This is a genomic window from Mediterranea sp. ET5, from assembly GCF_023337025.1.
Lineage (GTDB): Bacteria > Bacteroidota > Bacteroidia > Bacteroidales > Bacteroidaceae > Phocaeicola_A.
In genome coordinates, this window is record NZ_JAMBLN010000032.1 from 1 (window position 1) to 24,310 (window position 24,310).

The following is a 24,310-nucleotide window of genomic DNA, read 5'->3' on the forward strand; positions in this document are numbered from 1 at the left end:
ATTTACCTTCGGGTATTTTATGCTTTGCAATTAGATGATGACATCTTGTGGCTTGCCAAAGAAGATAAGTTGGGAAAGGCCTTGCAAGATTTGAGCTTGAAGACCAGAATGCGAGCGTCTAAAAAGGAATAAGCTATGAAGAAACTTTATGTATATGCCGATTTTGATTGGCTCAAGGAAGTGGAGTTCATCGGAGAACTCGGATATGAATCTCTTCGAGGCTCAGATAGTTATAGTTTTTCATTCCATGATGAATGGTTGAGGAAACATGGCGATTTATTCTTGTGTGAGGATTTGAATAACTATCAATGCTGTACACACTGAAGTCTTGTCTGTTGGAGAGAAATTTCACACACTACTTTCCAGACGTTTCGACCGTAGCACCGAAGGTCGTCGGATTCACTTTGCTTCCGCAATGACCTTGTTGGGACTTTCTGACGGGGATAATGCCACAACGGGACATGGCTATCTGGATATCGTTGATTTTATCCTTCAAAATTGTACCAATGTAGAAGATAACTTACAAGAGCTTTATCGCCGGGTGGTTTTCAATATTTGTATTGGCAATAGCGATGACCATTTCCGTAATCATGGCTTTCTTTTGACACCCAAAGGCTGGACGTTATCTCCGGCGTACGACATGAATCCAACGCTGAATGAATATCAAAGCCTGCTCATCACTGCTACATCAAATAGGGCTGATTTACAAACCTTACTGGATGCTTGCGAGGAATATATGATAGGGCGTAACGTAGCTGAAATCATCATACAGGAGGTAAATGATGCGGTACAGGATTGGCGTAGCCAGGCCATACGGCTAGGTATTTCCAAAAGGGAAATGGATGTGTTTGCCAGTGTATTGGATAGTCGATTAAAACCGAATCGGTCTCTGTAAAGAAACGGCTTGGGGTTATTTGTAAACGCCAGCTTGCCTTTCTGTCATTCTGTCAAAGTGTCAAATGAATCGCTTGAGAAGGGCCTTCCTTGCGCCAAAATACGAGTCGGTGACTAAAACGGGCATTCTCGGGCGATTCGTAAAATACACATTGATGCAAAGATGGTGATGAGGCTGTCTGAATGGATGGGAAAAGGTTGGTGAGGTGTTAAAAGGAGGAGTGTATGTGGTGCAGGCTGAGCAAAATAATAGTTCTCAAAAGTGCGCCTCCTCGTACAAGCTAGAGGTAAAAAATAGCAAACTATTGTCTTTAAACCCTAAAATAAGTGTTTTGCTTTCGGAAAACTTGACTTCGGCGGATGAAACAATATTGTTTGGGACATGAAACACTTGTGTTTGGTGCGTCAAACAATATTGTTTGGCGAGTGAAACAATATTGTTTCGTGGCATAAATATTCATCTTTGCCCCTTGTATGGAATGTTTATGCAGCGGAGGGTGAATGAATATTCTTAAAATAACCTACTTTCCCCGATTTCTTCAAAAGTGGCGTTAGTTGAAAAGAGCTCTTTGATGAAATATGTCAAGTAAAATCCGGATTTTGCTTTCTTCGTGCAATTGTAGCTTTCGAGGGCGGACGACCGGTTGTGACAGACTTTGTATTTTTCGATTGCTTTTCTTTGTGCGTCCGAATCGGATTGCATACATTTGTGGCAGTGTAATTTAAAGTTTCTGACGGGAGATGAAAAATTGTATCAAATTCATTGTTGTGTTTGTGGTGGTGGCGCTCGGAACCGTCCGTGTATCCTCACAGACAGTGACCGGAAAAGTGGTCGATGAACACCTGGCTCCCATTGCCGGGGCAACCATTGTCATGCAGCAGACCGATTCCACCTTCTTGGCGACAACGGTCTCAAAGGAGGACGGCACCTTCTCGCTGGTCCGGAAATCCATACCTTTTATATTGATAGTCCAGCATATGGCATACCAGACGTTCAGACAGACGTTCGGCGATTCCCACGTCGGTGTCGTCCGGCTGACTGCCAACGTCCGTGAATTGGATGAAATGGGGGTGACTGCCCGGAGGCCTTATGTCCGTGCGGAAGGGGGCAAGCTGGTCTATGATGTGAAGAGTCTGTTGAAAAATCACATTGCGGACAACGCGTGGGAACTGTTGGACAAACTGCCGGGTGTTTCTGCCGGAGGCGAATCCGTGACCTTGCAGGGGGCACAAAAGGTAGCGGTCCTGATGGACGGGAAGGTCTCCACGCTGACTGCGGAACAATTGCAGCAACTGTTGAGCCGTACGCCTGCGGACCGGGTGGCAAAGGTGGAGGTCATTTACAATGCTCCGCCCCGGTATCATGTCAGCGGTGCGGTAATCAATCTGGTCATGCGGAATCCGGAACAAGGGTTGGAAGGGGAGTTTATGGCAGACTATCAGAACCGTTATTACAGCGGAGGGGGCGTGAATGCCAATATGCGTTACGCCACTCCCAAGGCGACTTTTGACCTGATGTACGGACTCAATAACCGCCCCCATGTACAGCATTACCGCCTTTATTCCCTCCACAGGCTGCACGACGAACGGCATGACATCCGTCAGGAGGAGCACATCGTGGGCAAAGCCTGGGCGCATGACCTGCGTGCGTCGTTCAATTACCGGTGGAAGGAGCATTGGGACATGGATTTCACTTATACCGGCATGTTTTCGCCCGACAAGAAGTCTTCCAGCCGGAGCGAAGGCGACTTCCAACAGAGTCTCAATGAGAGGGGGGCTAACTCCCGTCTGCATCACCTTGCCTGGAGTGCACGGCTGGGACCGGGCGTATCACTCGGGGCAGACTATACATGCTTTCATTCCGACGACGACCAGCATCTGTCCGCCGCTTTCCATGACGGAACGTCTGTCCGTACCGTAGCCGTAGGCAGGCAGGTCATAGACCGCCTGACGTTGTATGCCGACCGTGACCGTCCGCTGAAGAACGGATGGAATGTGGGTTATGGTTTGGCTTACAGTTATTCCTACGACCGGGACTCGCAGGTCTATCAGCAGAACGAGGGGATGCAGCAGGCATACGACACGCGTTCCAAGCTGCGCGAGCAACGGGGTGAAGTCTACGGGTCCGTGTCGAAACAGTTCGGGAAAGGACTTGCGATGGAGGCTTCGCTCAAGGGCGAGTATTACCGTATTGCGGATTACCGGAAGTGGACAGCCTATCCGCGTTTCTCATTGAGCTATGTCCCGGGCGGGAAGCATGTCTTCCAGCTGACATTTGCTACCGACAAGACCTATCCCAGCTTCTGGCAGATGCAGTCGTCGGTGGGGTACATTGACGGCTATTCCGAGGTGCGGCAGGAGGAAGGGCTGCGCCCGTTTACGGACTATGCTCTGAACGCGACGTACGTGTATAACCGGAACTACATCGTCAACCTCTTTTATTCCTTTCAGGATGACCGCTTCATGCAGTTGCCCTACCAGTCGCCGGAACGGCTGACCTTGATTTACCAGACCCGGAACTTGAACTATCAGAGTCATGCCGGCGTGGTGTGCGTGGTGCCTGTCCCGGTAGCCAAATGGCTGGAATCCAGACTTGAGGTTGGCGGACTTTACCAGCATGTATGGTGTGACGACTTTTTCGACCTGTCTTTTGACCGGAAGAAGTGGGTGGGCTTCGGCAACTTGAGCAACTCGTTCCTGGTGGGCAAGGACCTGTTGTTCGAACTGGCGGCACGGGTGCAGAGCCCGGCGATACAGGGGAATCTTGATTTGGGTAGCATCATGTCGGTGACGGCGGGCATGCGGTGGACGTTGGCGAAGGGCAGGATGTCGTGCAGCCTCTATTGCACGGATCTCTTCAACAGGTCGCTCCCCCGGTGCACGCTCGATTATGCCGGTCAGTACATGACGATGGACAACCATTTCTATCTGCGCACCGTCTCCCTGAAGCTGGTCTACCGCCTGGGAGGCTACAAACAGAAGGAGGTGAAGAAAGTGGATACGTCCCGGTTCGGGCATTGAGCGAAAATGTCCGCTGTTCCTGAAAAATGAATTACCTTTGCAGGCGTCAACCCCCCAATCCGTTTAGAAGTCATGATACAACACTACGCCTGCCATTACCGTTCCCCTTTGGGGGACATGACCCTGGCATCCGACGGCGATGCACTCACCGGTGCGTGGTTCGACGGACAGAAGTATTTCGGCTCGACCCTGCACGGTTCTCCTGTGACGGCAGACCTCCCGGTCTTTCGCCTGAGCCGGGCATGGCTGGACCGCTATTTCAGTGGAGAGCTCCCCGATGACCTGCCACCCCTGCGTCCGGAGGGTTCCGTCTTCCGTCTTGCCGTGTGGGACCTGCTGAAGGACATCCCCTATGGGACGACGCGGACCTACGGCGCCCTTGCCCGTGAGCTTGCTCGACGGACGGGACGCAACGTCTCTGCCCAGGCTGTGGGAGGGGCAGTCGGGCATAACCCCTTGAGCCTTTTCATCCCCTGTCATCGGGTGGTGGGCAGTGACGGAAGCCTGACGGGCTATGCCGGTGGCGTCCGCCTGAAAGAGAGACTTCTCCGTCTGGAAGGCGCCGACATGACTGAACTGTATATTCCCAAACAAGCGATATCCCACTCATGAAGTTACCTGAAGCATTCACCACTTACACCCGTTCGCTCCTGGGCGATACGGACTACGACGCCTTCGAGGCTGCCTTGCAGACCGACCCGGTCGTCAGTCTCCGTACCAATCCCGGCAAGTCTGCCGTAGAGGCAGCGTCATCTCCCGTCCGCCTGACACCCGTCCCCTGGGCAACGGACGGCTATTATGCCGCCGAACGTCCCACGTTCACCTTCGACCCCTTGTTTCATGCCGGCTGCTACTACGTGCAGGAGGCATCGTCTATGTTTCTGGAACAGGCGTTACGCCGTTATGTGACCCGCCCTTCCGTGGTGCTCGACCTTTGTGCCGCCCCGGGTGGCAAGTCAACGCACGTCCGTTCATTGCTGCCTGAAGGCAGTCTGCTGGTGAGCAACGAGGTGATGCGCTCCCGGGTGCAGGTGCTGGCAGAGAATCTGGTGAAGTGGGGGCATCCCGACGTGGTGGTGACCAACAACGACCCGGCGGACTTCCGTCCCTTGCGACAGGTCTTCGATGTGGTGCTGACCGACGTCCCCTGCTCCGGCGAAGGCATGTTCCGCAAGGACCCGGTGGCTGTGGACGAGTGGAGTGAAGACAACGTCTCGCTCTGCTGGCAACGCCAACGCCGCATCCTCACCGACATCTGGGGCAGCCTCAAGCCCGACGGCATCCTGGTCTACAGCACGTGTACCTACAACCTCCATGAGGACGAGGACAACGTGGCGTGGTTGTGTGAGGAATACGGGGCGGAGCCGCTGCCTGTGCCCACCGAACCCTCCTGGGGCATTACTCCCGATTTGTCCGGACGTGGACTGCCGGTCTACCGTTTCCTGCCCCACCGCACGTCGGGGGAAGGATTCTTTCTTGCCGTCCTGCGCAAACCGGCGGACGAAGAAGTGGAAGGTGTCCCCACGCCGCGTCGTGAGAAGAAGAAAGACCGGAAGGCTGCTGCTCCTGCCGTGCCTGCCGTCTGCCGTACCTGGCTGCGTGACTCGGCTGACTGGGAATGGACCTGTGACGGGGAACGTGTCACCGCCCTTCCGCTCGCCCATAAAGAGACGATTGGTCTGCTGAAGCAACACCTGCGCGTGGTGTGTGCCGGCGTGGAGGTGGGAGAGGTGAAAGGCAAGGACTGTCTGCCAGCCCATGCGTTGGCAATGAGTGTGAGATGTGCCGATGCCTTCCCCCGTTGCCCGCTGACGTATGAGCAGGCAATCGCCTACCTGCGCAAGGAGGCCCTCCAGCTTCCCTCGGAGACACCGCGCGGATATGTTCTCCTGACTTATCGGGAGATACCCCTGGGCTTTGCCAAGCAGCTGGGCAATCGTGCCAACAACCTCTATCCGGCGGAGTGGAGGATTCGCAGCGGTTATCTGCCTGAAGAAGCCAGATGTTTATAAACATACCTCGTTCGTTTGAGACTTTGCCGATTAATCCATATATTTGGAAGCGAATACAATTAGGAACCTTTTATCGGAGGAACAACTATGAGAAAAATGATGAACATCGTCCTTGCCGCCGTCCTCTGGCTGGTGGGTGCAGGGACGCTTTGTGCCCAGGATAAGGACAAAGAGAGAACATTCACAGCACAAGATTCACTGAACTACTGCATGAAGCAGGCACAGAAGGCGTTGCTGGCGCAGCGCCCCGAAGTTGCCTACCGCTGGTACAGGCGTGCCGTGCGCTACGACTCGCCGTCGGCTTGCCTGGCGTTGGGCAACTGCTACTACTTCGGTTACGGCACCCCGTGCGACTATGACAAGGCATACCGCTGGTTCTACAAAGCGGCGGAGCGGGGGAACACCGTGGCAGAGTATAGCATCGGACGCTGTTACTACTACGGGCGTGGCACGCACCGAGACGGGAAGCAGGCGGCTGCCTGGTACCGGCTGGCTGCCGAGAAGGGCTATGGTATGGCGAACTTCGGACTGGGATGTTGCTACAAGGACGGCGACGGAGTACCCGTCAACTATCCGAAGGCGGTCGAACTCTTTGAGAAGGCGGCTGCCGACAGCCTGGCTGCCGCATACTACATGCTTGGTTCCATCTATGAGTCGGAACGTGAGGGATGGACGCCTGACGCACGGAAGGCATTCGACAACTTCCGGAAGGCTGCCGACATGGACTATGCGAAGGCACAGTACAAGTTGGGCAACTACTACGAGACCGGTAGGGGCTGCACGCGCGACTATGCGCAAGCCAAGGAATGGTACCGCAAGGCTGCCGAGAACGGGGACATGGATGCCCAGTACCGTCTGGGACGCTGCTACTATTACGGGTTGCTGGATACGAAGCCCGATTACGGGATGTCTTTCCACTGGCTTTCGCAGGCTGCCGCACAGAGCCATGAACGTGCCCAGTATCACTTGGGTGTGCTCTACCAGAACGGGGAAGGGGTGAAGCAGGACGACAGTCTGGCGTACTTCTGGTTCCGCCGTGCGGCAGAGCAGGGCTATGCGCCGGGTATCTACCGCTTGGGACGCTGCTACCTGGAAGGACGCGGAGTGACTGCCAGCGAGGCGAACGCTATCGAGTGTTTCCGTGCTGCAGCCCGGCTGGGCAATTCGTCGGCAAAGGCAGAGCTGCTCTCATTGGAGCGGGATTAACCCGACCCCATACTAAAACGATTCCCCGTGAAGGATGTACGCGCTGTGCGTCCTTCACGGGGAATTGTCGTATGGGAGGGGGTGCGTTCAGCTCTCCACGGAGAATGCCTGCCGGAACGTGCAGCCGTTCTTCCACTCCGAACAGCCGTAGGCAGTCTTGCCCTTGATGATGTGGCCTTTGCCGCAGAGGGGGCAGGGTTGTCCTTCGAACACCGGACGCGGCTGGGGCTTGGGTGAGGTCTTCCGCTTGGCAGCGGCGCGGCGTTTCACCCCTTTCTCTACTACCTCGACTATGTTCTCCTGCGTGGAGACACGGCGGTTGGTGTTGTCGCTCAGCACCTGGTAGACAATGTCTGCCACCATCTGCTTCAGCTCGTCGAGGAACTGGCGCGGGTCGTAGCTGCGGCGTTCGATTTCGCGCAGCTTCTTTTCCCAGATGCCTGTCAGCTCGGCAGACTTCAACAGCTCCTCGTGGATCAGTCCGATGAGCTCGATGCCCGTCGAGGTGGCGATGAGGTTCTTCTTCTCCTTGCGGATGTAGCGGCGCTTGAAGAGTGTCTCGATGATGGCGGCGCGGGTAGACGGGCGGCCGATGCCGTTCTCCTTCAGCGCATCGCGCAGCTCATCGTTGTCCACCAGCTTGCCGGCTGTCTCCATGGCACGCAGCAGGGTCGCTTCGGTGTAGGGACGAGGAGGTTGCGTCCACTTCTCGTTCAGTTCGGGGAGGTGCGGTCCGCTTTCTCCCCGGGTGAAGGCAGGCAGTGTGCGCTCTTCGTCCGTGTTCCTGTCGCTGTCGTTGCCCTTGTCACTGTCGTCGGTGGTGGCAGTGAGAGCATCCTTGCTGAAGACGACGCGCCAGCCCTGGTCAAGAATCTGCTTGCCCGTCACCTTGAACTCGATGTCGTCCGCCTCTCCAAACACGGTGGTGGTGGCAAACTTGCAGTCGGGATAGAACACCGCGATGAAGCGGCGTGCCACGAGGTCGAACACACGGCGTTCCATGTCCGTCAGGTTCGTCGGCGGAACACCTGTGGGGATGATGGCATGGTGGTCAGTCACCTTGGAGTTGTCGAACACCTTCTTCGACTTGTTGAGCTTCTGTCCTTCGAGCGGGGTGGTGAGCACCTGGTAGTCCGTCAGTCCCTTCAGGATGCCGGGGCACTTGGGGTAGATGTCGTCGCTCAGGTAGGTCGTGTCGACACGCGGATAGGTCGTCACCTTCTTCTCATAGAGCGACTGGATGGTACGCAGGGTGTCGTCGGCGGAGTAGGCGAACTTCTTGTTGCACTCCACTTGCAGCGACGTGAGGTCGAAGAGGCGGGGCGGTGCTTCCGTGCCGTTCTTCTTGGTCACCTCGGTTACGGTGAACGGCTTGTCCTTGATGCGGTCGAGCAGGGCCTGTCCCGTCGCAGCGTCCATGATGGGCGGAATGCCCCGGTTGGCATCCTCCTTCCGGGCTTTCTTCTTCGGCTGCGGGTTCTCTTTCTCCTTGGCTTCCTCTTCAGCCAGCTCTTCGTCGCTCTTGCGGACGAGGGCTGAGAAGACCGTGTCTCGGTAGGTGGTCTTCAGTTCCCAGTATTGTTTCGGCACGAAGTTCTCGATTTCCAGCTGACGGTTGACGATGAGCGCCAGCGTCGGTGTCTGCACCCGTCCGATGGAAAGCACCTGACGGTTCTGTCCGTACTTCAGCGTGTAGAGGCGTGTGGCGTTCATGCCCAGCACCCAGTCGCCGATGGCACGGGAGAGTCCTGCCTCGTAGAGCGGCTGGAACTCTTTTTGGTCCTTCAGGTGGGCGAACCCTTCGCGGATGGACTCCTCGGTGAGCGAGGAAATCCACAGACGCTTCACGGGGCACTTCGCCCCCGCCTTCTGCATCACCCACCGTTGGATGAGCTCTCCCTCCTGTCCGGCATCGCCGCAGTTGATGATGCCGTCGGCAGCCTGCATGAGGCGTTCGATGACCTTGAACTGCTTCTCGATGCCCGGGTCGGCAATCAGCTTGATGCCGAAGCGGGGCGGAATCATGGGCAGGCTGCCCAGGCTCCAGGTCTTCCATGAGGGGGTGTATTCGTGGGGTTCTTTCAATGTGCAGAGGTGGCCGAAGGTCCAGGTCACCTGGTAGCCGTTGCCTTCCAGATATCCTTCGTGGCGTGTGCGTGCTCCCAGGATGTCGGCGATGTCTTTAGCCACACTCGGCTTTTCAGCGATGCAAACTATCATGCGTATGTTCTTTTTTCTGTCTGATGAGATGCGCAAAGATACAGCTTTTCTTCCACGGACTTTCGCCCTTGTCCCGATTTTCTTGCTTCCGGGGATGCTGATGCCGGTCGCCGGAGTGCGGGAAGACAAAAGCCCCCGTCCGCTGATGACCGGCGGACGGGGGCGAAAGAAAGAGAGGGGAAACGGGAAGGAATGTCTGAAGGTGTATTCAGCCGTCAGAGGGTGTCACCGAAGTCACCGAATCCCGAGCTGGTGCTGTCGTTGGCACCCCAGTAGCCTGCGCAGTGGTGCAGGATGTGCGGGAAGGTGTGTGTGACGGCGTGTGAGGAGAGGTCTACGTAGACCACGCTTCCCTTGCGCTCCTCAGAGCTGTTCTCGTCATACATCACGACCACCAGGCGGTTGCCTCGTGCCGAGAGTCCGAGATACTCCACTTCTCCCAGGTCGGAAGGCAGGGTGCAGAAGGAGCTGAGCGTCGGCAGGGTCGTCGGTGAAGAATAGATTTCGGTTCCGCTTCCGACGTAGAACATGCCGTTGCTGATGCCGGTGGTTCCGGCTGCAATCTTCGTGTTCTCACCGGCGCCGGGCAGCGGCAGGACAGTCTCGCCGCTGAAGGTCGACTCTTTGGCATTCCATACCGCCTTTTTGAAGGTATAGAGGTGGATACCGTCCGACTCGGCAGCATAAGCGTTGAAGAGGTGTCCGCCTCCGCTGTAGGCATCCGATGCGTAGAGCAGGGTACCGTCGATGGTGACGTTGTTCTCCGGTTCGGTCACTTCATCATAGGCATACGAGTCGGCGACGATGCCCAGCTCGGGATTGTCGCTGCTGTACGGGGCGATGGAGTAGATGCGCTTGCTCAGTTCGTCGAATACCCATGCGAACGAGGCGCCGCTGGCACCCATGACCGGATGGCTCCAGTAGTAGTCCTGAAGGTGTCTTGCCGGACGGTAGAGCTTGCCGTCGACGTAGCGGATGTACTGTCCCTGGCTGATGAAGAACTGCTCCTGACGCATGCTGACCACCGTACACTCGGGCAGGAACCGGTAGCCCTGGTCCTCGTTGATGAAGTTCGCATCCGTGATGAGGTACATCGGCTGGAAGGTATTGTTGTTGGTGATGATGACGGGGTTGTCTCCCTCATTGGTCAGGAAGGTCATCTGCCAGCAGGAAGTGCCGTTGACGTAGGTGTAGCCGCCGTAAATCTGTGCGGGTTCCTTGCCGAAGGGGTACTCACCCACACCGGTAGCATACATGACATCTTCCGCCGTGGAGGCGTCTTCCGAGTTGGCGGGGATGTATGCCATCTCGGTAGAGCCGTCGTCCATGCGGGTCAGGAAGTAGTAGCCGTAGTTGAACGGGTTGGTGATGGTCAGGCTGAAGGTCATGCGATACTGCATGCCGTTGTCGAGGTCGCGGATGGTCAGGGCACAGAGGTGCTCGCCATAGTCGAGCGGCGGCAGGGCGATGTCGAGGTTACGCTCGGTCGAGACGACGGTCTCCCCGATGGTCCATTCATAACTCAGGTTGATGTTGCTCTCGTCCGTGATGTTCAGGACGGGAGTGAGTTGCAGCCGGGAGCCGGCTTCCACCAGCAGGTCTTCCTCCAGCCCTTCGATGGTCACGGAGTTGATGGGCGTGTAGTCGTAGTTCCCGTCATCCTCGGCGCAGGCTCCCATGAGCAGTCCGAGGGAGAGGATTGTGGAATATAATAAGGTCGTTCGTTTCATATTCGATGGTTGTTGAGGTTATGGAATCAGGGTAGTTTGATGGGCGGAACCGACGTGTCTCCATCGGGATAGACGTCGTTCACCTCGAAGTACTCTCTCAGCTGGGTCACATACATGTTCATGACCGGATACCAGTTGAGGTAGGTGGACGTTGAGGGCATGTTGCCCCACCACAGCGGTTCTCCGTTCTCCAGGCTGGTGGTCGTGTCCGCCCCTTCGTAGTAGATTTCAATCCACTTCAGGTAAACCTCACGGTAGAACGGTCCGAAGACATTTGCCCAGCTGCTCCACCAGCTCGGTTCGCTGAGAATGTCCGAGAACGACACTTTGACGGTCTCCAGGTTGCCGTAGCCCAGACGGAAATTGTCGTTGGGGAGGATACGCATGCAGACTTGCATCCAGCGTTCCTGCAGTTCAGGTTCGCGCGAGATGACCATGCGGATGGTGTCGGTCAGTTCGCCTGCCTTGATGGAACGGTTGTTGAGGATGCTCTCGTCCCACGCCGTGGAGATGGCGTTGGTCTGGTCGCTGATGAGTTCGATGTCGTAGGGACGGTCATAGTCGACCGGTGTACCGATGACCTTCACCACGACGTTGAGGGTCGTGTTGGTGATGCTCAGTTCGTCGAGGGCGAAGGAGTAGGAGATGCTGTCGGAACGGAAGGTGGTCGCATTGCCGAAGGCATCGAGCTGGTAGGGTACGTCGAAGTAGATGTAGCTCTTGCCGTTGTCGAATGCGTCGATGTCCTCGTTGCTGCATGAGGCAAGGGTGCCCGTCAGGCAGAGGAGGGTGGTGTATAGGAGATTCTTCAGTTTCATAATCTTGTCATGTTAGGAAGTTAGTTGGCGGGTTTCTGTTGCCCGGTGTATTCATATTCCTCATCGGGGATGGGGAGCACGTAGATGGCGTCAGTGGCAGAAACGGTCAGGCCACGCACGGTGTAGATGTCGTAGAAGAGCCGTTTGTACATGAAGAACATGCGTCCCTCGCCGATGAAGTCCTTGCGTGCTTCGCGGACGAGGTATTCCAGCAGCGTGGCGTCGTCATACGGTCCGGTCAGCGCGTCCAGACGGCGTGTGCTGCGCAGGTCGTTCAGGTATTCCAGCGCGAGGGTGTTGTTGACGCCAATCTGTGCTTCGCAAGCGATGTAGTAAATCTCCGAAAGCCGCATGATGGGCACCTCGGGGTAATAGGCATAGGGGTCGATGGTGGTCAGCACGGGCGACTCCTTGAGCTTCATGAAATCGTTGCGGCCGGTTTCCTGGTTGCCCTGGAACCAGAAGAGACGGATGTCCTGTCCGCTTCCGTCGGGGGTACGTCCGTAGACATAGTTGGTGAGTGCCTCGACCCGGTTTTTGTCGATGAAGATGACGTTGTTGGTATTACCGGCATTCTCGCCCATCTGGAAGAAGTCGTCGGTCAGGTCATAGAGGTTGTTCGTGTAGAACGAGCCGAGGATTTCCGTACTGAAGTTCCAGTCGCTCATGTTGGTGTTGTTGGCGATGTTGTTGGTATCGATGAGCGAGAGGATGCCTTCGCTCTCCTGGATGACGCGGGTGGCGTAGGTATAGGCAGCAGTCGGGTTCTTGCGGAGCATCTCCAGACGTGCCATCAGTCCGAGGGCGCAGAAGTAGTTCATGCGTGCCCCGCGGAAGTTCAGGACGTCTTCATAGTCAAGTACGGAGGTGTTCAGGTCTGCCCGGCGGCTGTTCTCGGGGTCACGGATGGGGTCCTCGGCGAACAGTTCGATGGCGCGGTTGAGGTCTTCGGCGGCCTTCTGCAGGACTACTTCACCCGTGTCGAAGTTCTTGCTCACGTTGTTGTACTCCGTGCGGTAGGCGATGGCAGACTTCTGCAGGTCTGCTGTCGAGTGGATGACCGGTCCGTAAAGCTCGAACAGGGTCATGTGGGCCAGAGCGCGCAAGCCGTAGACTTCGCCCAGCAGGAGGTCATAGTGCTTGATGTTCTCCTTGTACGGGTCGGAGTAGTAGATGAAGGCGTTGCACTGCGTGATGGCATAGTAGAGCTGCTGCCACATGGTGGTGATTTGGCCGTCCACGTTGGTATCGTCGTAGTCGAACTGCGTTGCCGGATAGTAGATGTGCGACGTGTTGGTGGAGAAGTCCCAGTACTGTGCCATGATGTCAATCAGGCCGTAGGAAAGGTTCTGTCCGAACAGGCTGGAGCTGGACAGGGTGTGGTAGATGCCGGTCACCACGGAGTTGCAGCCCTGGGTCGTTTCATAGAGTTCTTCTGCTTCGACCTGTCCTTGCGGGGTGACGTCCAGCCAATCATTGCAGGAAGGGAACAGTGTCAGGCAGGCTATGGAGAGTATGGATAATAACTTTTTCATGTTCATTGTGTCTTGTTACGTGGTTAAATACTGAAGTTCAAGCCAAAGACGAAGCTGCGGGCAAACGGGTAGTCCAGACCGCGCTCCTGCTTGACTGTGGACAGGTGGAACAGGTCGTTGGCATAGAAGGACAGACGCAGGGTGCTGATCTTGTAGGGGTTGATCCATGCCTTCGGGAAGTCATACGACAAGGAGAGTGAACTGAACTCCAGGTAGTTGTCGCGCTGAACGAAGCGGGTGGAGATGTAGTTCTGCTCGTAGTCCCGGATGTTGCGGTAGAGGGCGTGTTGTCCCGGTGTGGTCCAGCGGTCATTCAGCACGCGGCGGTCGGCATTGTACGTCGGGTTGGCACCTTCCACACGCTGGGCGAGGGTGGAGTTGTAGGTGTCGCCTCCCACGCTGTACTGGAAGATGGCGTTCAGGTTCCAGCCCTTCCAGTAGAGGTTGGTCGAGATGTTGCCATAGACTTTCGGCTCGGTGTCGCCGCAGAGCACCTTGTCGGCTGCATCCCACTCATAGGTGAGGCTGCCGTCCTTCTTGACATAGATTTCCTGTCCCGTGGCGGGGTCGATGCCGAGCGACGGCACAGCCTTGATGGCGCTCAGCGACTCGCCTTCCTCATATACGGCGCCGGGAATCTTGTCGTTCTGGTTGTTCTGGTCGTTCAGACCACGCAGCTGGTTGTTGATTTTGGTCAGCTTGTTCTTGTTCTGTGTTGCCTGTATGTTGACACGCCATTCGAGGTCGTTGGCGGGGTCGCGCAGGATGGACGCACCCAGGTTGACTTCCCAACCGCGGTTGGAGATTTCGCCCAGGTTGCTGGTGAACGAGTTCTGGGGGAAGCCCAGTGACGGAGCCACGGTGATGGTGGTCAGCATGCCGTCGGTACGCTTCCAGTAGTAGTTGAAGGTCAGTGACAGGCGGTTCTTCCACAGACCGAGGTCAAGACCGATGTTGGTGCTGTACTGGTTCTGCCATTTCAGGTCGGGGTTGCCATAGCCCATAAGTGTGGCGGGAACGGAAGAGTTGTACAGACGGCCAGTCTGATACTGGTACATCGTCTGTGCCTGGTAGGCGGAGAACTCCTGGTTACCGGTCACACCGTAGGAAGCACGTATCTTCAGCAGGTCGAGCACGGAGCCGGTCGACCAGAAGTGCTCTTCGTGAATGTTCCATCCACCGCCGACACTCCAGAAGGGAGCCCAGCGACGGTCGGCACCGAACTGTGATGAACCGTCGTAACGGCCGGAGAGGTCGAGGAAGTAACGGTCGTCATAGATGTAGTTGAAGTTGGCAAGGAAGCCCATGGAGCGGACGGTGCTCTCGCTGCTGCCCGGACGTCCGTTGTCGAGATACTGGATGGCAAAGGCGGGGTCCGAGTAGCGGTCGTCGGCAAATCCCGTGGCAGTGAACGAGTGGGAGCTGGACTCCTGCTGGTTGATTTCAGCGCCACCGCCGAAGAAGAGCATGTGCTTGTCCAGTTGCTTGTTGTAGTTCACGGTGAGCTTGCCGCTGTAGTTCAGGTATTCGCCGTTGCCCAGGACGAGCTGTCCGCGTTCGTTGATGTCCACGGGAACCCATACCTGTCCTTCCGAGTCGTTCGGATCGCGTTCCGTCGTCAGGAACTCCGACGACAGCGGTGAGCGGTAGTAGTCTGACGCGGTGTTGCCCTTCTCGATGCGGAACTGTCCGATGAGGCGCCATCCGTTACCGATGATCCAGTCGGCGCTCAGTTCGTCGGCGAAGTATTCCGTGTCGTTGTTGCTGCGGTTGGGCAGGTTTGCCTCGTAGAGCGGGTTGGGACTGCCGTCGGTCAGTGTCGGGGCGAGTTCGCCGTTGGATGCCCAGGGCCGTTCGTAGGGATTGGCTTGGGCATACGTGCTGAATTCCCCGTAGGGCGAATCATAAGCGTGTGTGTTCGAGTAGCTCGCATAGTTGCGGATGATAATCTTGTCCTTGATGCGGTATTGCAGGCTGAAGCCCAGACCATAGCGATCACGGCCCGACTTCTTCATGACACCCTTGTTCTTGTCGAAGTATCCGTCGATGCTGTAGATGACGTTCTCGGCACCACCTTCCACGAGGATGGAGTGTGTCTGGCTGAAGGAGTTGGTCACCGGTTGGGCAAGCCAGTCCGTGTCGACACCTTCGAGTACGTTCTTGTACTTGTTGTAGTACTTCTGCTGACGGTTGTAGGTCGTCAACAGGTCACCTTCCACCGGGTCATAGAGTCCGGCGAGGCGTTCGTACTCCAGCTTCTCGCTGGCGTTCATCAGGTCATAGTCCGTCAGGTCGGCGATGGCGACTGTCGGCTTGAAGTCGTAGGTCACGCGCAGTTGACCCGGCTTCGGCTTCACCGTCTCGATGACTACCACACCGTTGGCGGCACGCGAACCGTAGAGGATGGTTGCGGAAGCATCCTTCAGGATGGTGATGCTCTCGATGCGGTTGACGTCCATATCGTAGACCTTCTGTGCGGTGGTCTCGAAACCGTCGAGTATGAAGAGCGGAGCCGATGAGCCCTCCTGGAACGAGCCGCGTCCGCGGATGGTGAAGTCGGGCAGGGCGTTCGGGTTCGAACCGGCGAGGTTGTTCTCCGTAATCTTGAAGCCGGCATCAAGGGCACTCAGCGTGGTGAAGATGTTGCCCGTATGTACTTTCTGCAGGTCCTCCTTCTTGATGGTCGTTACGGCACCGGCGAAACCTTCGGTCTTACGGGTGAAGTAACCGTCGACCACCACTTCGCTGATGACGTTGGAGTCTTCGGTCATGGTGATGTTGAGCTGTGACTGCCCGTTGTAGGCGAGTGTCTGTGTCTCCATACCGATGAACGATGCCACCAGCCGGCACTGTGCAGGCACCTTCAGGGTATACTCACCGTTGAAGTTCGTGGTGCATCCCTGCTTGGTGCCTTCGATGGAGATGTTCACACCCGGCAGCGGGTCGCCGTTCCCGTCGACCACACGTCCCTTGACCGTCTTGACCTCTCCCTGACGGGCATTGCCCTTGTAGAGAGTCACGGTGTTGTTCTCGATGCTGTAGCCGAAGGCGGTGGAGCCCAGCACCTGGTCGAGCACCTCGCTCACCTTGGCGTCTTTCACGTTGAGGGTGATGGGCGGAAGTTCCTTTGCCTGTTCGTTGTTGTAGACAAAGTTCAGGCCCGTCTGTTCGTGCAGTGCATCGAAGAAGACTTTCACGGTTGCATTTTGCAGTCGGAGCGTCACCCTCTTGCTGTCCGCCTGTGCGAACGCGAGGAAGGGCACCAGCCAGCCGATGAGCAGGAGCATGATGATTTTTCTCTTTCTCATGATGTTGATACTTTAAAGTTATTGATAGATGTAGATTGTGCGGTTCTTGATGACGATGCGCAGTCCCACGGTCTGGCAGATGGAGCGCAGCAAGGGCGTGAGGCTGTCATACCGGCTCATGTTGCCTGTGAAGTGGAGGTCGCGCAGGGTGGGTTCGTCAAACACGACATCGACCCCGTACCAGTGGGAGAGGGTCTCCATGATGTCGCCCAGGCTCTCGTTGTCGAAGATGAAGCGTCCCTCGTGCCAGGCGATGTAGGGCTTCACGTCTACCGGACGGATGGACAGCCGTGCGGAGGTCTTGTCCAGCCGCATCCGTTCGTTGGGGCGCAGACGGTATTCCTCGTCTCCGGTGAGTACGCTGATGCTGCCCTCGACCAGCACCACGTCGGTGTAACGCTTCGAGAAGGTGTTCACATTGAAGGAAGTGCCGTACTGGCGGATGGTCACGTCGCGCGTCATCACCTTGAAGGGGCGTTGTGCGTCGGGTGCCACTTCGAAGTAGGCTTCTCCCTCCAGGTAGACCATGCGCTCTTCTGCAGCGAAGTGCTCCGGATAGCGTAAGGTGGTGTTGTAGTTCAGATGGACGGTCGTCCCGTCTTCCAGGGTGATGAGGAATTCGCCGTTGTCGGCAGTGCGGAGGATGTTCTGTGGAGTTGTCCCGTTGGCTGCCGGGGATGCGTCCGTGTCGTCGGCTTGCGGCATGACGATGCCTTGCGGTGTCGTGTGCAGGACACAGTTGCCCAGCGGAACGACAGCCTGTGCCAGCATGGCTTTGTCGAGCACCACGGAATCGCCTTCTGCCGTTTGCAGGACGGCATGCGTGGTTCCCGGAGCAATGGCGGCGACCGATTGGGCGGAAGGTTGCTGGCGGAAGCTCAGCCAGATGGTACTTCCGATGAGGAGCAGCGGGATGAGGCAGGCAGCCACCGCCCACATGGTTGTCTTCAGGCGGGAGGTGCGTCGTGTCTTATTCAGGAATCCCCGGAAGGCTTTGTCGGCATCGAGCTGCCGGTAGGTATCATAGCGTGTGGCGGAGAAACGTCCCGCACAGATGCGGGCATACTGTTCCCGGTTGGCAGGGTCGGCATTCAGCCAATCCTCCAGCTGGCGGCGTTCCTCGTCATTGAGTGCCTTGCCCAGTAACTCTTCGGCTATCAGTTTCTCCATGTCCGGTTGTTTCATGGGATGCTTTTTAACTTGGTTGGTATAGCTAAGACGATTCAGACGCCGAAAAGGGGTACAACACTTCTGAATATTTTTATGGAAAAGTTAAGAAATGGGAGTCAGGGAACTGGATACGCCGTCGGAGGTTCCGGGACAGACTGTATCTAACCGCCGTATAGATGCGGTCTATGTGGCGGTTAGATGCGATCCAAGTGGCGGATAGATGAGCAGCTCTCATCCCTTCAGCAGGAACAGAATCATCCAGACGGACAGGGCGGTCTGTTCACGTAGTTGCTTGATGGCACGTTTCTTCTGGGTCTTGACGGTCTCGATGGCGATGTGGAGCGTTTCGGCGATTTCCTCGTTGCGTTTGCCGTCCATCGCCATGAGGAAGATTTCGCGGCACTTGGGTGCCAGCCGGTCGATTGCCTTGTAAAGTTGGCGATAGACTTCTTCGTCGAAGGCGGCTGTGGCACGCCGTTCCTCTTCATGCAGGGCTGCCCATTGTTCGGCGTAACGTTGCTTGATGTCCTGATGCTTCAGGTAGTCAAAGGCGGCATTGCGTACGGAAGTGTAAAGATAAGTCTTGAAGGAAGGATAGGAGAGGAACACCATCTGCTTGTTCCACATTGTCACGAAAAGCTCCTGCACAATATCCTCCGCCACATCTTGCCGTGTCACAAAATGGAGCGCATACATCACCAGCGAACGGTAGTAATCACTGTACAGTTCACGGTATGCCGGAACCTCTTGCCGGTTGATACCTTGCAGGAATATGTCCTCTCTCAAACTCATTAACATCTATACTTTTTACACGCTCCCCGATGCGGATAATTCGTCGGGAACGGTTGCAAAGGTATAGAAAATTCAGAATAAACGATAACACTGTCTGTCCATTTCTTTCTTTGGATGTCACGGAAGGCGGAAGTTCACCGGGATGGTATACATGACCGGAACCTTCGCTCCGTCTTCTTCGCCGGGAATCCAGCGTGGCATGAACCGTACAATCCGTATGGCTTCGGCATCGCAGACCTTGTCAAAGCCTTTGGCAATGTGTGGATACAGGATGAATCCCTCTGCATCGACGATGAAGTTGACGATGGTGCGTCCCGAGACACAGCTGAAAATCGCTGTCGGAGGGAAGTACAGGCTTTCATCGATATATCGTTGCATGGCGAAGAAGCTCTCTTCCCCTCCGGAAGGGAATTGTGGCATTTTCTCTACCATCAGGGTACGGTACAGCTGGAGGGAGTCAATCCGTCTGCCTGCCTCCGTATAGGCGATGGCTGCCCTGCGGAGCGGGTGGATGTGTACAGACTTGATGCGGAGGTCCGGTGAGGGTACGATGGTGGCCGAGCCTTCGAAGATGCAGCTCAGGGTGTCGGTCTGTGCCTGTGGACGGTTCCAGGGTTGTGCTGAGGCGATGGCTTTTCCCAGTTCCCTGTCACATTTCGGGTGCAGGGAGTTGATGATGTGGATGCGGCTGAGGTGTCCTTCGGGAGAAACGACAAACCGGAATCGGGTCGTGCCTGTGACCGCCCTGGTGAGCATGCGGGCTGGAACCCGGAAGTTGTCCATGAGATGCCGGCAGAAGGCTGTGTCGCCGCCGGGATAGGAGGGGCGGAGGAAGTCCGGAACCTCTTGGGCAGAGATACTGTGGAAGGCTAGTGTGAGGACAATCCCCGTCAGGAGACGGAGCAGTCGGGAGGAGACGTCTGTCTTTTTCATGACTCTAAGCGGAATGGTTGCCTCAAAGGTAAGGAATCTGGTCGTAGTACATCCCTTCTCCCGTCAGGAAAAAGACTGTTCCTGCTGCCAAACATAAAAAAGAAGGACGCAGCAACGGAATAAGTGTGCTGCGTCCCTGCTCTGTATACGGTTCAGGAAACGAAAGGTCCTGTTTCCCGATTATTCTTCATCCAGCAACAGCTTCATGATTTCACAAGCTGAAGTGGCGACCGAGGTACCCGGACCGAAGATGGCGGATACGCCGGCCTTGTAGAGGAAGTCATAGTCTTGCGGAGGAATGACACCGCCGGCAATCACGATGATGTCTTCGCGGCCCAGCTTCTTTAGTTCGGCGATGACTTGCGGAACGAGCGTCTTGTGACCTGCTGCCAGGGAAGATACACCGAGCACATGCACGTCGTTCTCCACTGCCTCGCGGGCAGCTTCCGCCGGAGTCTGGAAGAGCGGACCCATGTCGACGTCAAAGCCGCAGTCGGCATAGCCCGTAGCTACCACTTTCGCACCGCGGTCGTGTCCGTCCTGACCCATCTTGGCGATCATGATACGCGGACGGCGACCCTCTTCTTTTGCAAATCGTTCGGTGAGCTCACACGCACGATCGTAGTCTTTGTCTTTCTTGCTTTCTGATGAATACACGCCTGATATAGTTCTGATGATTGCTTTATAACGTCCTACCACTTTCTCGCAGGCATCGGAAATCTCGCCCAAGGTTGCGCGGACACGTGCTGCCTCGACAGCCAGTTCGAGCAGGTTGCCCTTGCCGGTTCTCACACATTCGGTGATGGCAGCCAGTGCCTTGTCGACATCTGCCTGGTTGCGTCCTTCGCGGAGGATGCGCAGGTTCTCGATTTGCTCCATACGTACGGCAGTATTGTCGATTTCGAGGATGTCGATGGGAGCCTCCTTGTCCAGACGGTACTTGTTCACGCCGACAATCGTCTGCGTACCCGAGTCGATGCGTGCCTGGGTGCGTGCAGCAGCCTCTTCGATACGCATCTTGGGGATACCGGTCTCGATGGCCTTTGCCATACCGCCCAGCTGTTCAATTTCCTGGATGTGTTCCCAAGCCTTGTGGGCAATCTCGTTGGTCAGTGCCTCCACGTAGTAGGAACCGCCCCACGGGTCGACGTTCTTGCAGACGTTGGTCTCCTCCTGGATGTAGATTTGCGTGTTGCGGGCAATACGTGCCGAGAAGTCGGTCGGCAGGGCAATGGCCTCGTCAAGCGCATTGGTGTGGAGCGACTGGGTGTGACCCAGGGCAGCAGCCATCGCCTCGATACACGTACGTCCCACGTTGTTGAACGGGTCCTGCTCGGTGAGCGACCATCCGGACGTCTGTGAGTGGGTACGCAGGGCGAGTGACTTCGGGTTCTTCGGGTTGAACTGCTTCACAATCTTTGCCCACAACATACGGGCGGCACGCATCTTGGCGATTTCCATGAAGTGGTTCATGCCGATGGCCCAGAAGAAGGAGAGGCGCGGAGCAAAGGCGTCGATGTCGATGCCTGCTGCCACACCGGCACGCAGGTATTCCAGTCCGTCGGCAAGCGTGTAGGCAAGCTCGATGTCGGCAGTAGCTCCGGCTTCCTGCATGTGGTAACCCGAGATGGAGATGGAGTTGAACTTCGGCATCTTCTGCGAGGTGTACTCGAAGATGTCGGAGATAATCTTCATCGAGAAGGCAGGCGGATAGATATAGGTGTTGCGCACCATGAACTCCTTCAGAATGTCGTTCTGGATGGTACCTGCCATCTCTTCCAGCTTGGCACCCTGTTCCAGTCCGGCATTGATGTAGAATGCCATGATGGGGAGCACGGCTCCGTTCATGGTCATGGAGACGGACATCTTGTTCAAGGGGATTCCGTTGAAGAGCACCTTCATGTTCTCCAGCGAGCAGATGGATACACCAGCCTTGCCCACGTCACCTACCACACGTTCATTGTCCGGGTCATAACCGCGGTGTGTCGGGAGGTCGAAGGCAACGGACAGGCCCTTCTGTCCCGAGGCAAGGTTGCGGCGGTAGAAGGCGTTCGACTCTTCAGCGGTGGAGAATCCTGCATACTGGCGGATGGTCCAGGGGCGGAAGGTGTACATCATGGAGTACGGACCACGCAGATAGGGCGGGATGCCGGCGGCATAGTCCAGGTGCTCCATGCCTTCGAGGTCCTCTTTCGTATAGACAGGCTTCACGTCGATGTGCTCGGGCGTCTTCCAGTTAGCCTCGATGCCGTTAGCCTTTTGCCAAGCTTTGCCGTCTTGCGGTTGGAAGCCGGCGTATATGTCGATGTTTTTGAAATCTTTTCTCATAGTAGACTGTTTCTTTCTTATTTAATACCCAACTTCTCGTTATATTCTTTCAAGGTATCCAGCACATTGACACGTACGTGGATGAAGTTCTCGATGCCGGCAGCCTTCAGGTCATCCATGCAGGCAGGAGCACCGGCAACCACGAACATCGCGCGTCCGTCCAGCGCCTTGAATGCCGGGATGGCATATTCTGCATATTCGTCATCGCTGGAGCAGAGCACCACGATGTCAGCCTTGGCAGCCAGGGCAGCCTCGACACCTTCTTCCACAGTCTTGAAGCCGAGGTTGTCGATGACTTCATAGCCGGCACAAGCCAGGAAGTTGCATGAGAATTGTGCACGGGCCTGACGCATGGCGAGGTTGCCGATGGTCAGCATGAATGCCTTCGGACGACGGCCCGACTGTTCGGTCTGCAGACGCAGGGCTTCGAACTCGCTCGCTGCACGGGTCGTGTTGAGGGTAGCAAACGGATGCTCGCACGTTCCTTCGTGGTGGTGGCAGCATGCACCTGCCTCAATGGGACGTTTCTCGCCAGCCGTTTCCGTGAAGTTCGGATACTGGTTCGTACCCAGGAGTACCTCTTTGCGTCTGGACACGGCGATGTGGCGTGCCTTGCCGCTCTCGTTGATGTCGTTCTGCACACGTCCTGCCTTGACAGCCTCCAGGAATCCGCCTTCCTCTTCCACCTTCAGGAAGATGTCCCATGCCTGCTTGGCGATGGAGACGGTCAGGTTCTCGATGTAGTAGGAGCCGGCAGCCGGGTCTACCACCTTGTCGAAGTGGCACTCCTCTTTCAGAATCAGCTGCTGGTTGCGTGCCAGACGCTCGGAGAAGTCGTTGGGGGTTTCGTATGCCTTGTCAAACGGAGTCACTGTGATGGAGTTCACACCGGCGAGGGCGGCACTCATCGTCTCGGTCTGCGTACGGAGCAGGTTGACGTAGGAGTCATACAAGGTGAGGTTGAAGGTCGATGTCTCGGCGTGTGCCAGCATCATGCAGGCGCAGTCGCAAGCCGGAGCATATTGTTTCACGATGTCGGCCCAGAGCATGCGGGCGGCACGGAACTTGGCAATTTCGAGGAAGTAGTTCGAGCTGATGCCGAAGTTGAACTTGATTTTCTTCGCTACGCTGTCCACCGGCAGTCCGGCTTCAGTCAACTGGTTCAGGTATTCATTACCCCAAGCCAGTGCATAGCCCAGTTCTTGGGAGATGTAGGCGCCTGCATTGTTGAGCGTCAAGGCGTTCACGCCGATGCAGCGGTAGTTGGGCAACGCCTCCATGACCTCCACCAGCTCTTTGGCAGTAGCGGCGAATTGGCTGAGGTCCTTGCCCTTGGTCATCATCTTCTCCATCGGGTCATAGTTGATGGAGCCTTTCAGTTTGTTCAGGTCGTAGCCTTTACCTTTGAAATAGTCCACCAGCAAGCGTGCAAGTTCCACGGTGTGGCGTTGGCAGGTGGCAAAGTTCAGCTCGGTGCATTCGGGACAAATGTCATTCAGCAGTGTGGCTATGTAGTCGGCACTGAGGTCTTTTGCCTTGAGTCGGAATCCGAGGGAGTCGACTCCGCGTTTCAGGATGTCCAGCGCCTTAGCGTTAGCTGTTTGTGCATCTTCCACCACGATGTCCTGTCGGATATACCAGGTGTTGTTGTCTTTCTTGGTACCACGTAGATAAGGGAAGGTTCCCGGTAGTGCATCTGTGGTTTTCAGTCCTTCCAAATCTTCCTTGCGATAGAAGGGCTTTACTTTAAAACCTTCGTTTGTTTTCCAAACGAGTTTCTTTTCAAAGTCAGCGCCTTTAAGGTCGACTGTGATTTTGTCCATCCACTCCTGTGTAGAGGTCGGTCCAAAATCTGAAAAGAGCTTCTCTTTGCTATCTGCCATAATTTATCTGATTAAGATTATGAAAATAAGTATCTAAATGATGCAAATATAGTGATTCCCCACTAGAAACAAACTTTTTGTACACTTTTTATGCCTCTTCGCCCCTCTTTTTCTTACAATTTGCTTTCCCATCCCCTTTCCCGGGCAAATTTTGTCTCTTTCCCTCTGTCCCACTGTCTGCTTCCTTTCCGCCCTCTTGTGTCTGTTTTTTTTCAACCGATGTGGCCCTTGTTGGACCTCCGCCTTGTGTCATTGTCGCACAATGTTCCGTCCCATCCCACATCATCCGCCAAATGTGTTATGTATTGGTGTGGGGAGCAACCCTGATTGGGCAATACGGGTTGGGCATATCTCATTGATGATGGCGTGAATGTATGTGAACCCAATGTATGGGATGTTTGCTCGATATAAAAGTATCAAAAACAAGAAATCCCAGCCTAAAGACTGAGATTTCTATACT

Annotated in this window: 14 protein-coding genes and 2 pseudogenes; 6 read left to right on the forward strand and 10 right to left on the reverse strand. The window is 55.9% G+C overall.

Features of this window, described 5'->3' with window-relative positions:
• From M3087_RS13835 to M3087_RS13860, 6 genes and pseudogenes are all read left to right on the forward strand, one after another.
• Positions 1-132, forward strand: a pseudogene (locus tag M3087_RS13835) (transcriptional regulator); the annotation flags it as partial.
• A gap of 3 nt (positions 133-135) precedes the next feature.
• Positions 136-895, forward strand: a pseudogene (locus tag M3087_RS13840) (type II toxin-antitoxin system HipA family toxin).
• 740 nt (positions 896-1,635) lie between these two features.
• Positions 1,636-3,915, forward strand: a complete 2,280-nt coding sequence (locus M3087_RS13845) for an outer membrane beta-barrel family protein (RefSeq protein WP_249096666.1) — start codon at positions 1,636-1,638, stop codon at positions 3,913-3,915.
• Between the two features lie 72 nt (positions 3,916-3,987).
• Entirely contained in the window at positions 3,988-4,527 is a 540-nt protein-coding gene (locus tag M3087_RS13850; protein WP_022383853.1) for a methylated-DNA--[protein]-cysteine S-methyltransferase, read from the forward strand.
• On the forward strand, positions 4,524-5,927 hold the full coding sequence (locus tag M3087_RS13855) for an RsmB/NOP family class I SAM-dependent RNA methyltransferase (protein WP_249096668.1): 1,404 nt from the start codon (positions 4,524-4,526) through the stop codon (positions 5,925-5,927). Before M3087_RS13850 ends, M3087_RS13855 begins: the two co-directional genes overlap by 4 nt.
• Before the next feature lie 87 nt (positions 5,928-6,014).
• Positions 6,015-7,133, forward strand: coding sequence for an SEL1-like repeat protein (locus M3087_RS13860; RefSeq protein WP_249096671.1), 1,119 nt, complete (start codon positions 6,015-6,017; stop codon positions 7,131-7,133).
• A gap of 87 nt (positions 7,134-7,220) precedes the next feature.
• Here M3087_RS13860 and M3087_RS13865 read toward each other — a convergent pair whose 3' ends face one another.
• The 10 genes from M3087_RS13865 to mutA all read right to left on the reverse strand — a co-directional run bounded on the left by M3087_RS13865 (position 7,221) and on the right by mutA (position 23,850).
• The gene (locus tag M3087_RS13865; protein WP_249096674.1) at positions 7,221-9,353 is read right to left on the reverse strand and encodes a DNA topoisomerase 3; all 2,133 of its coding nucleotides are present in this window, start codon (positions 9,351-9,353) and stop codon (positions 7,221-7,223) included.
• A gap of 215 nt (positions 9,354-9,568) precedes the next feature.
• Positions 9,569-11,083: a PKD-like family lipoprotein gene (locus tag M3087_RS13870; RefSeq protein ID WP_249096678.1), complete on the reverse strand. Its 1,515-nt coding sequence runs from the start codon at positions 11,081-11,083 to the stop codon at positions 9,569-9,571.
• A 26-nt stretch (positions 11,084-11,109) separates the two neighbouring features.
• Complete coding sequence (locus M3087_RS13875) at positions 11,110-11,901, reverse strand: DUF4843 domain-containing protein (protein WP_249096682.1); 792 nt, start codon at positions 11,899-11,901, stop codon at positions 11,110-11,112.
• A 20-nt stretch (positions 11,902-11,921) separates the two neighbouring features.
• Positions 11,922-13,436, reverse strand: a complete 1,515-nt coding sequence (locus tag M3087_RS13880; protein ID WP_249096686.1) for a RagB/SusD family nutrient uptake outer membrane protein — start codon at positions 13,434-13,436, stop codon at positions 11,922-11,924.
• 23 nt (positions 13,437-13,459) lie between these two features.
• Positions 13,460-16,744, reverse strand: a complete 3,285-nt coding sequence (locus M3087_RS13885; RefSeq protein WP_249096689.1) for a SusC/RagA family TonB-linked outer membrane protein — start codon at positions 16,742-16,744, stop codon at positions 13,460-13,462.
• Positions 16,745-16,762: 18 nt separating this feature from the next.
• Positions 16,763-17,929 carry a FecR family protein gene (locus M3087_RS13890; protein ID WP_249096691.1) on the reverse strand — a complete coding sequence of 389 codons (1,167 nt, stop codon included), beginning with the start codon at positions 17,927-17,929 and terminating at the stop codon, positions 16,763-16,765.
• 216 nt (positions 17,930-18,145) lie between these two features.
• The gene (locus M3087_RS13895; RefSeq protein ID WP_022383844.1) at positions 18,146-18,706 is read right to left on the reverse strand and encodes an RNA polymerase sigma-70 factor; all 561 of its coding nucleotides are present in this window, start codon (positions 18,704-18,706) and stop codon (positions 18,146-18,148) included.
• A gap of 117 nt (positions 18,707-18,823) precedes the next feature.
• Positions 18,824-19,639, reverse strand: a complete 816-nt coding sequence (locus tag M3087_RS13900) for an energy transducer TonB (protein WP_249096693.1) — start codon at positions 19,637-19,639, stop codon at positions 18,824-18,826.
• Positions 19,640-19,819: 180 nt separating this feature from the next.
• Positions 19,820-21,967, reverse strand: coding sequence for a methylmalonyl-CoA mutase (gene scpA / locus M3087_RS13905; RefSeq protein ID WP_022383842.1), 2,148 nt, complete (start codon positions 21,965-21,967; stop codon positions 19,820-19,822).
• Positions 21,968-21,984: 17 nt separating this feature from the next.
• On the reverse strand, positions 21,985-23,850 hold the full coding sequence (gene mutA, locus M3087_RS13910; RefSeq protein WP_022383841.1) for a methylmalonyl-CoA mutase small subunit: 1,866 nt from the start codon (positions 23,848-23,850) through the stop codon (positions 21,985-21,987).
• Between the last annotated feature and the right edge of the window lie 460 nt (positions 23,851-24,310).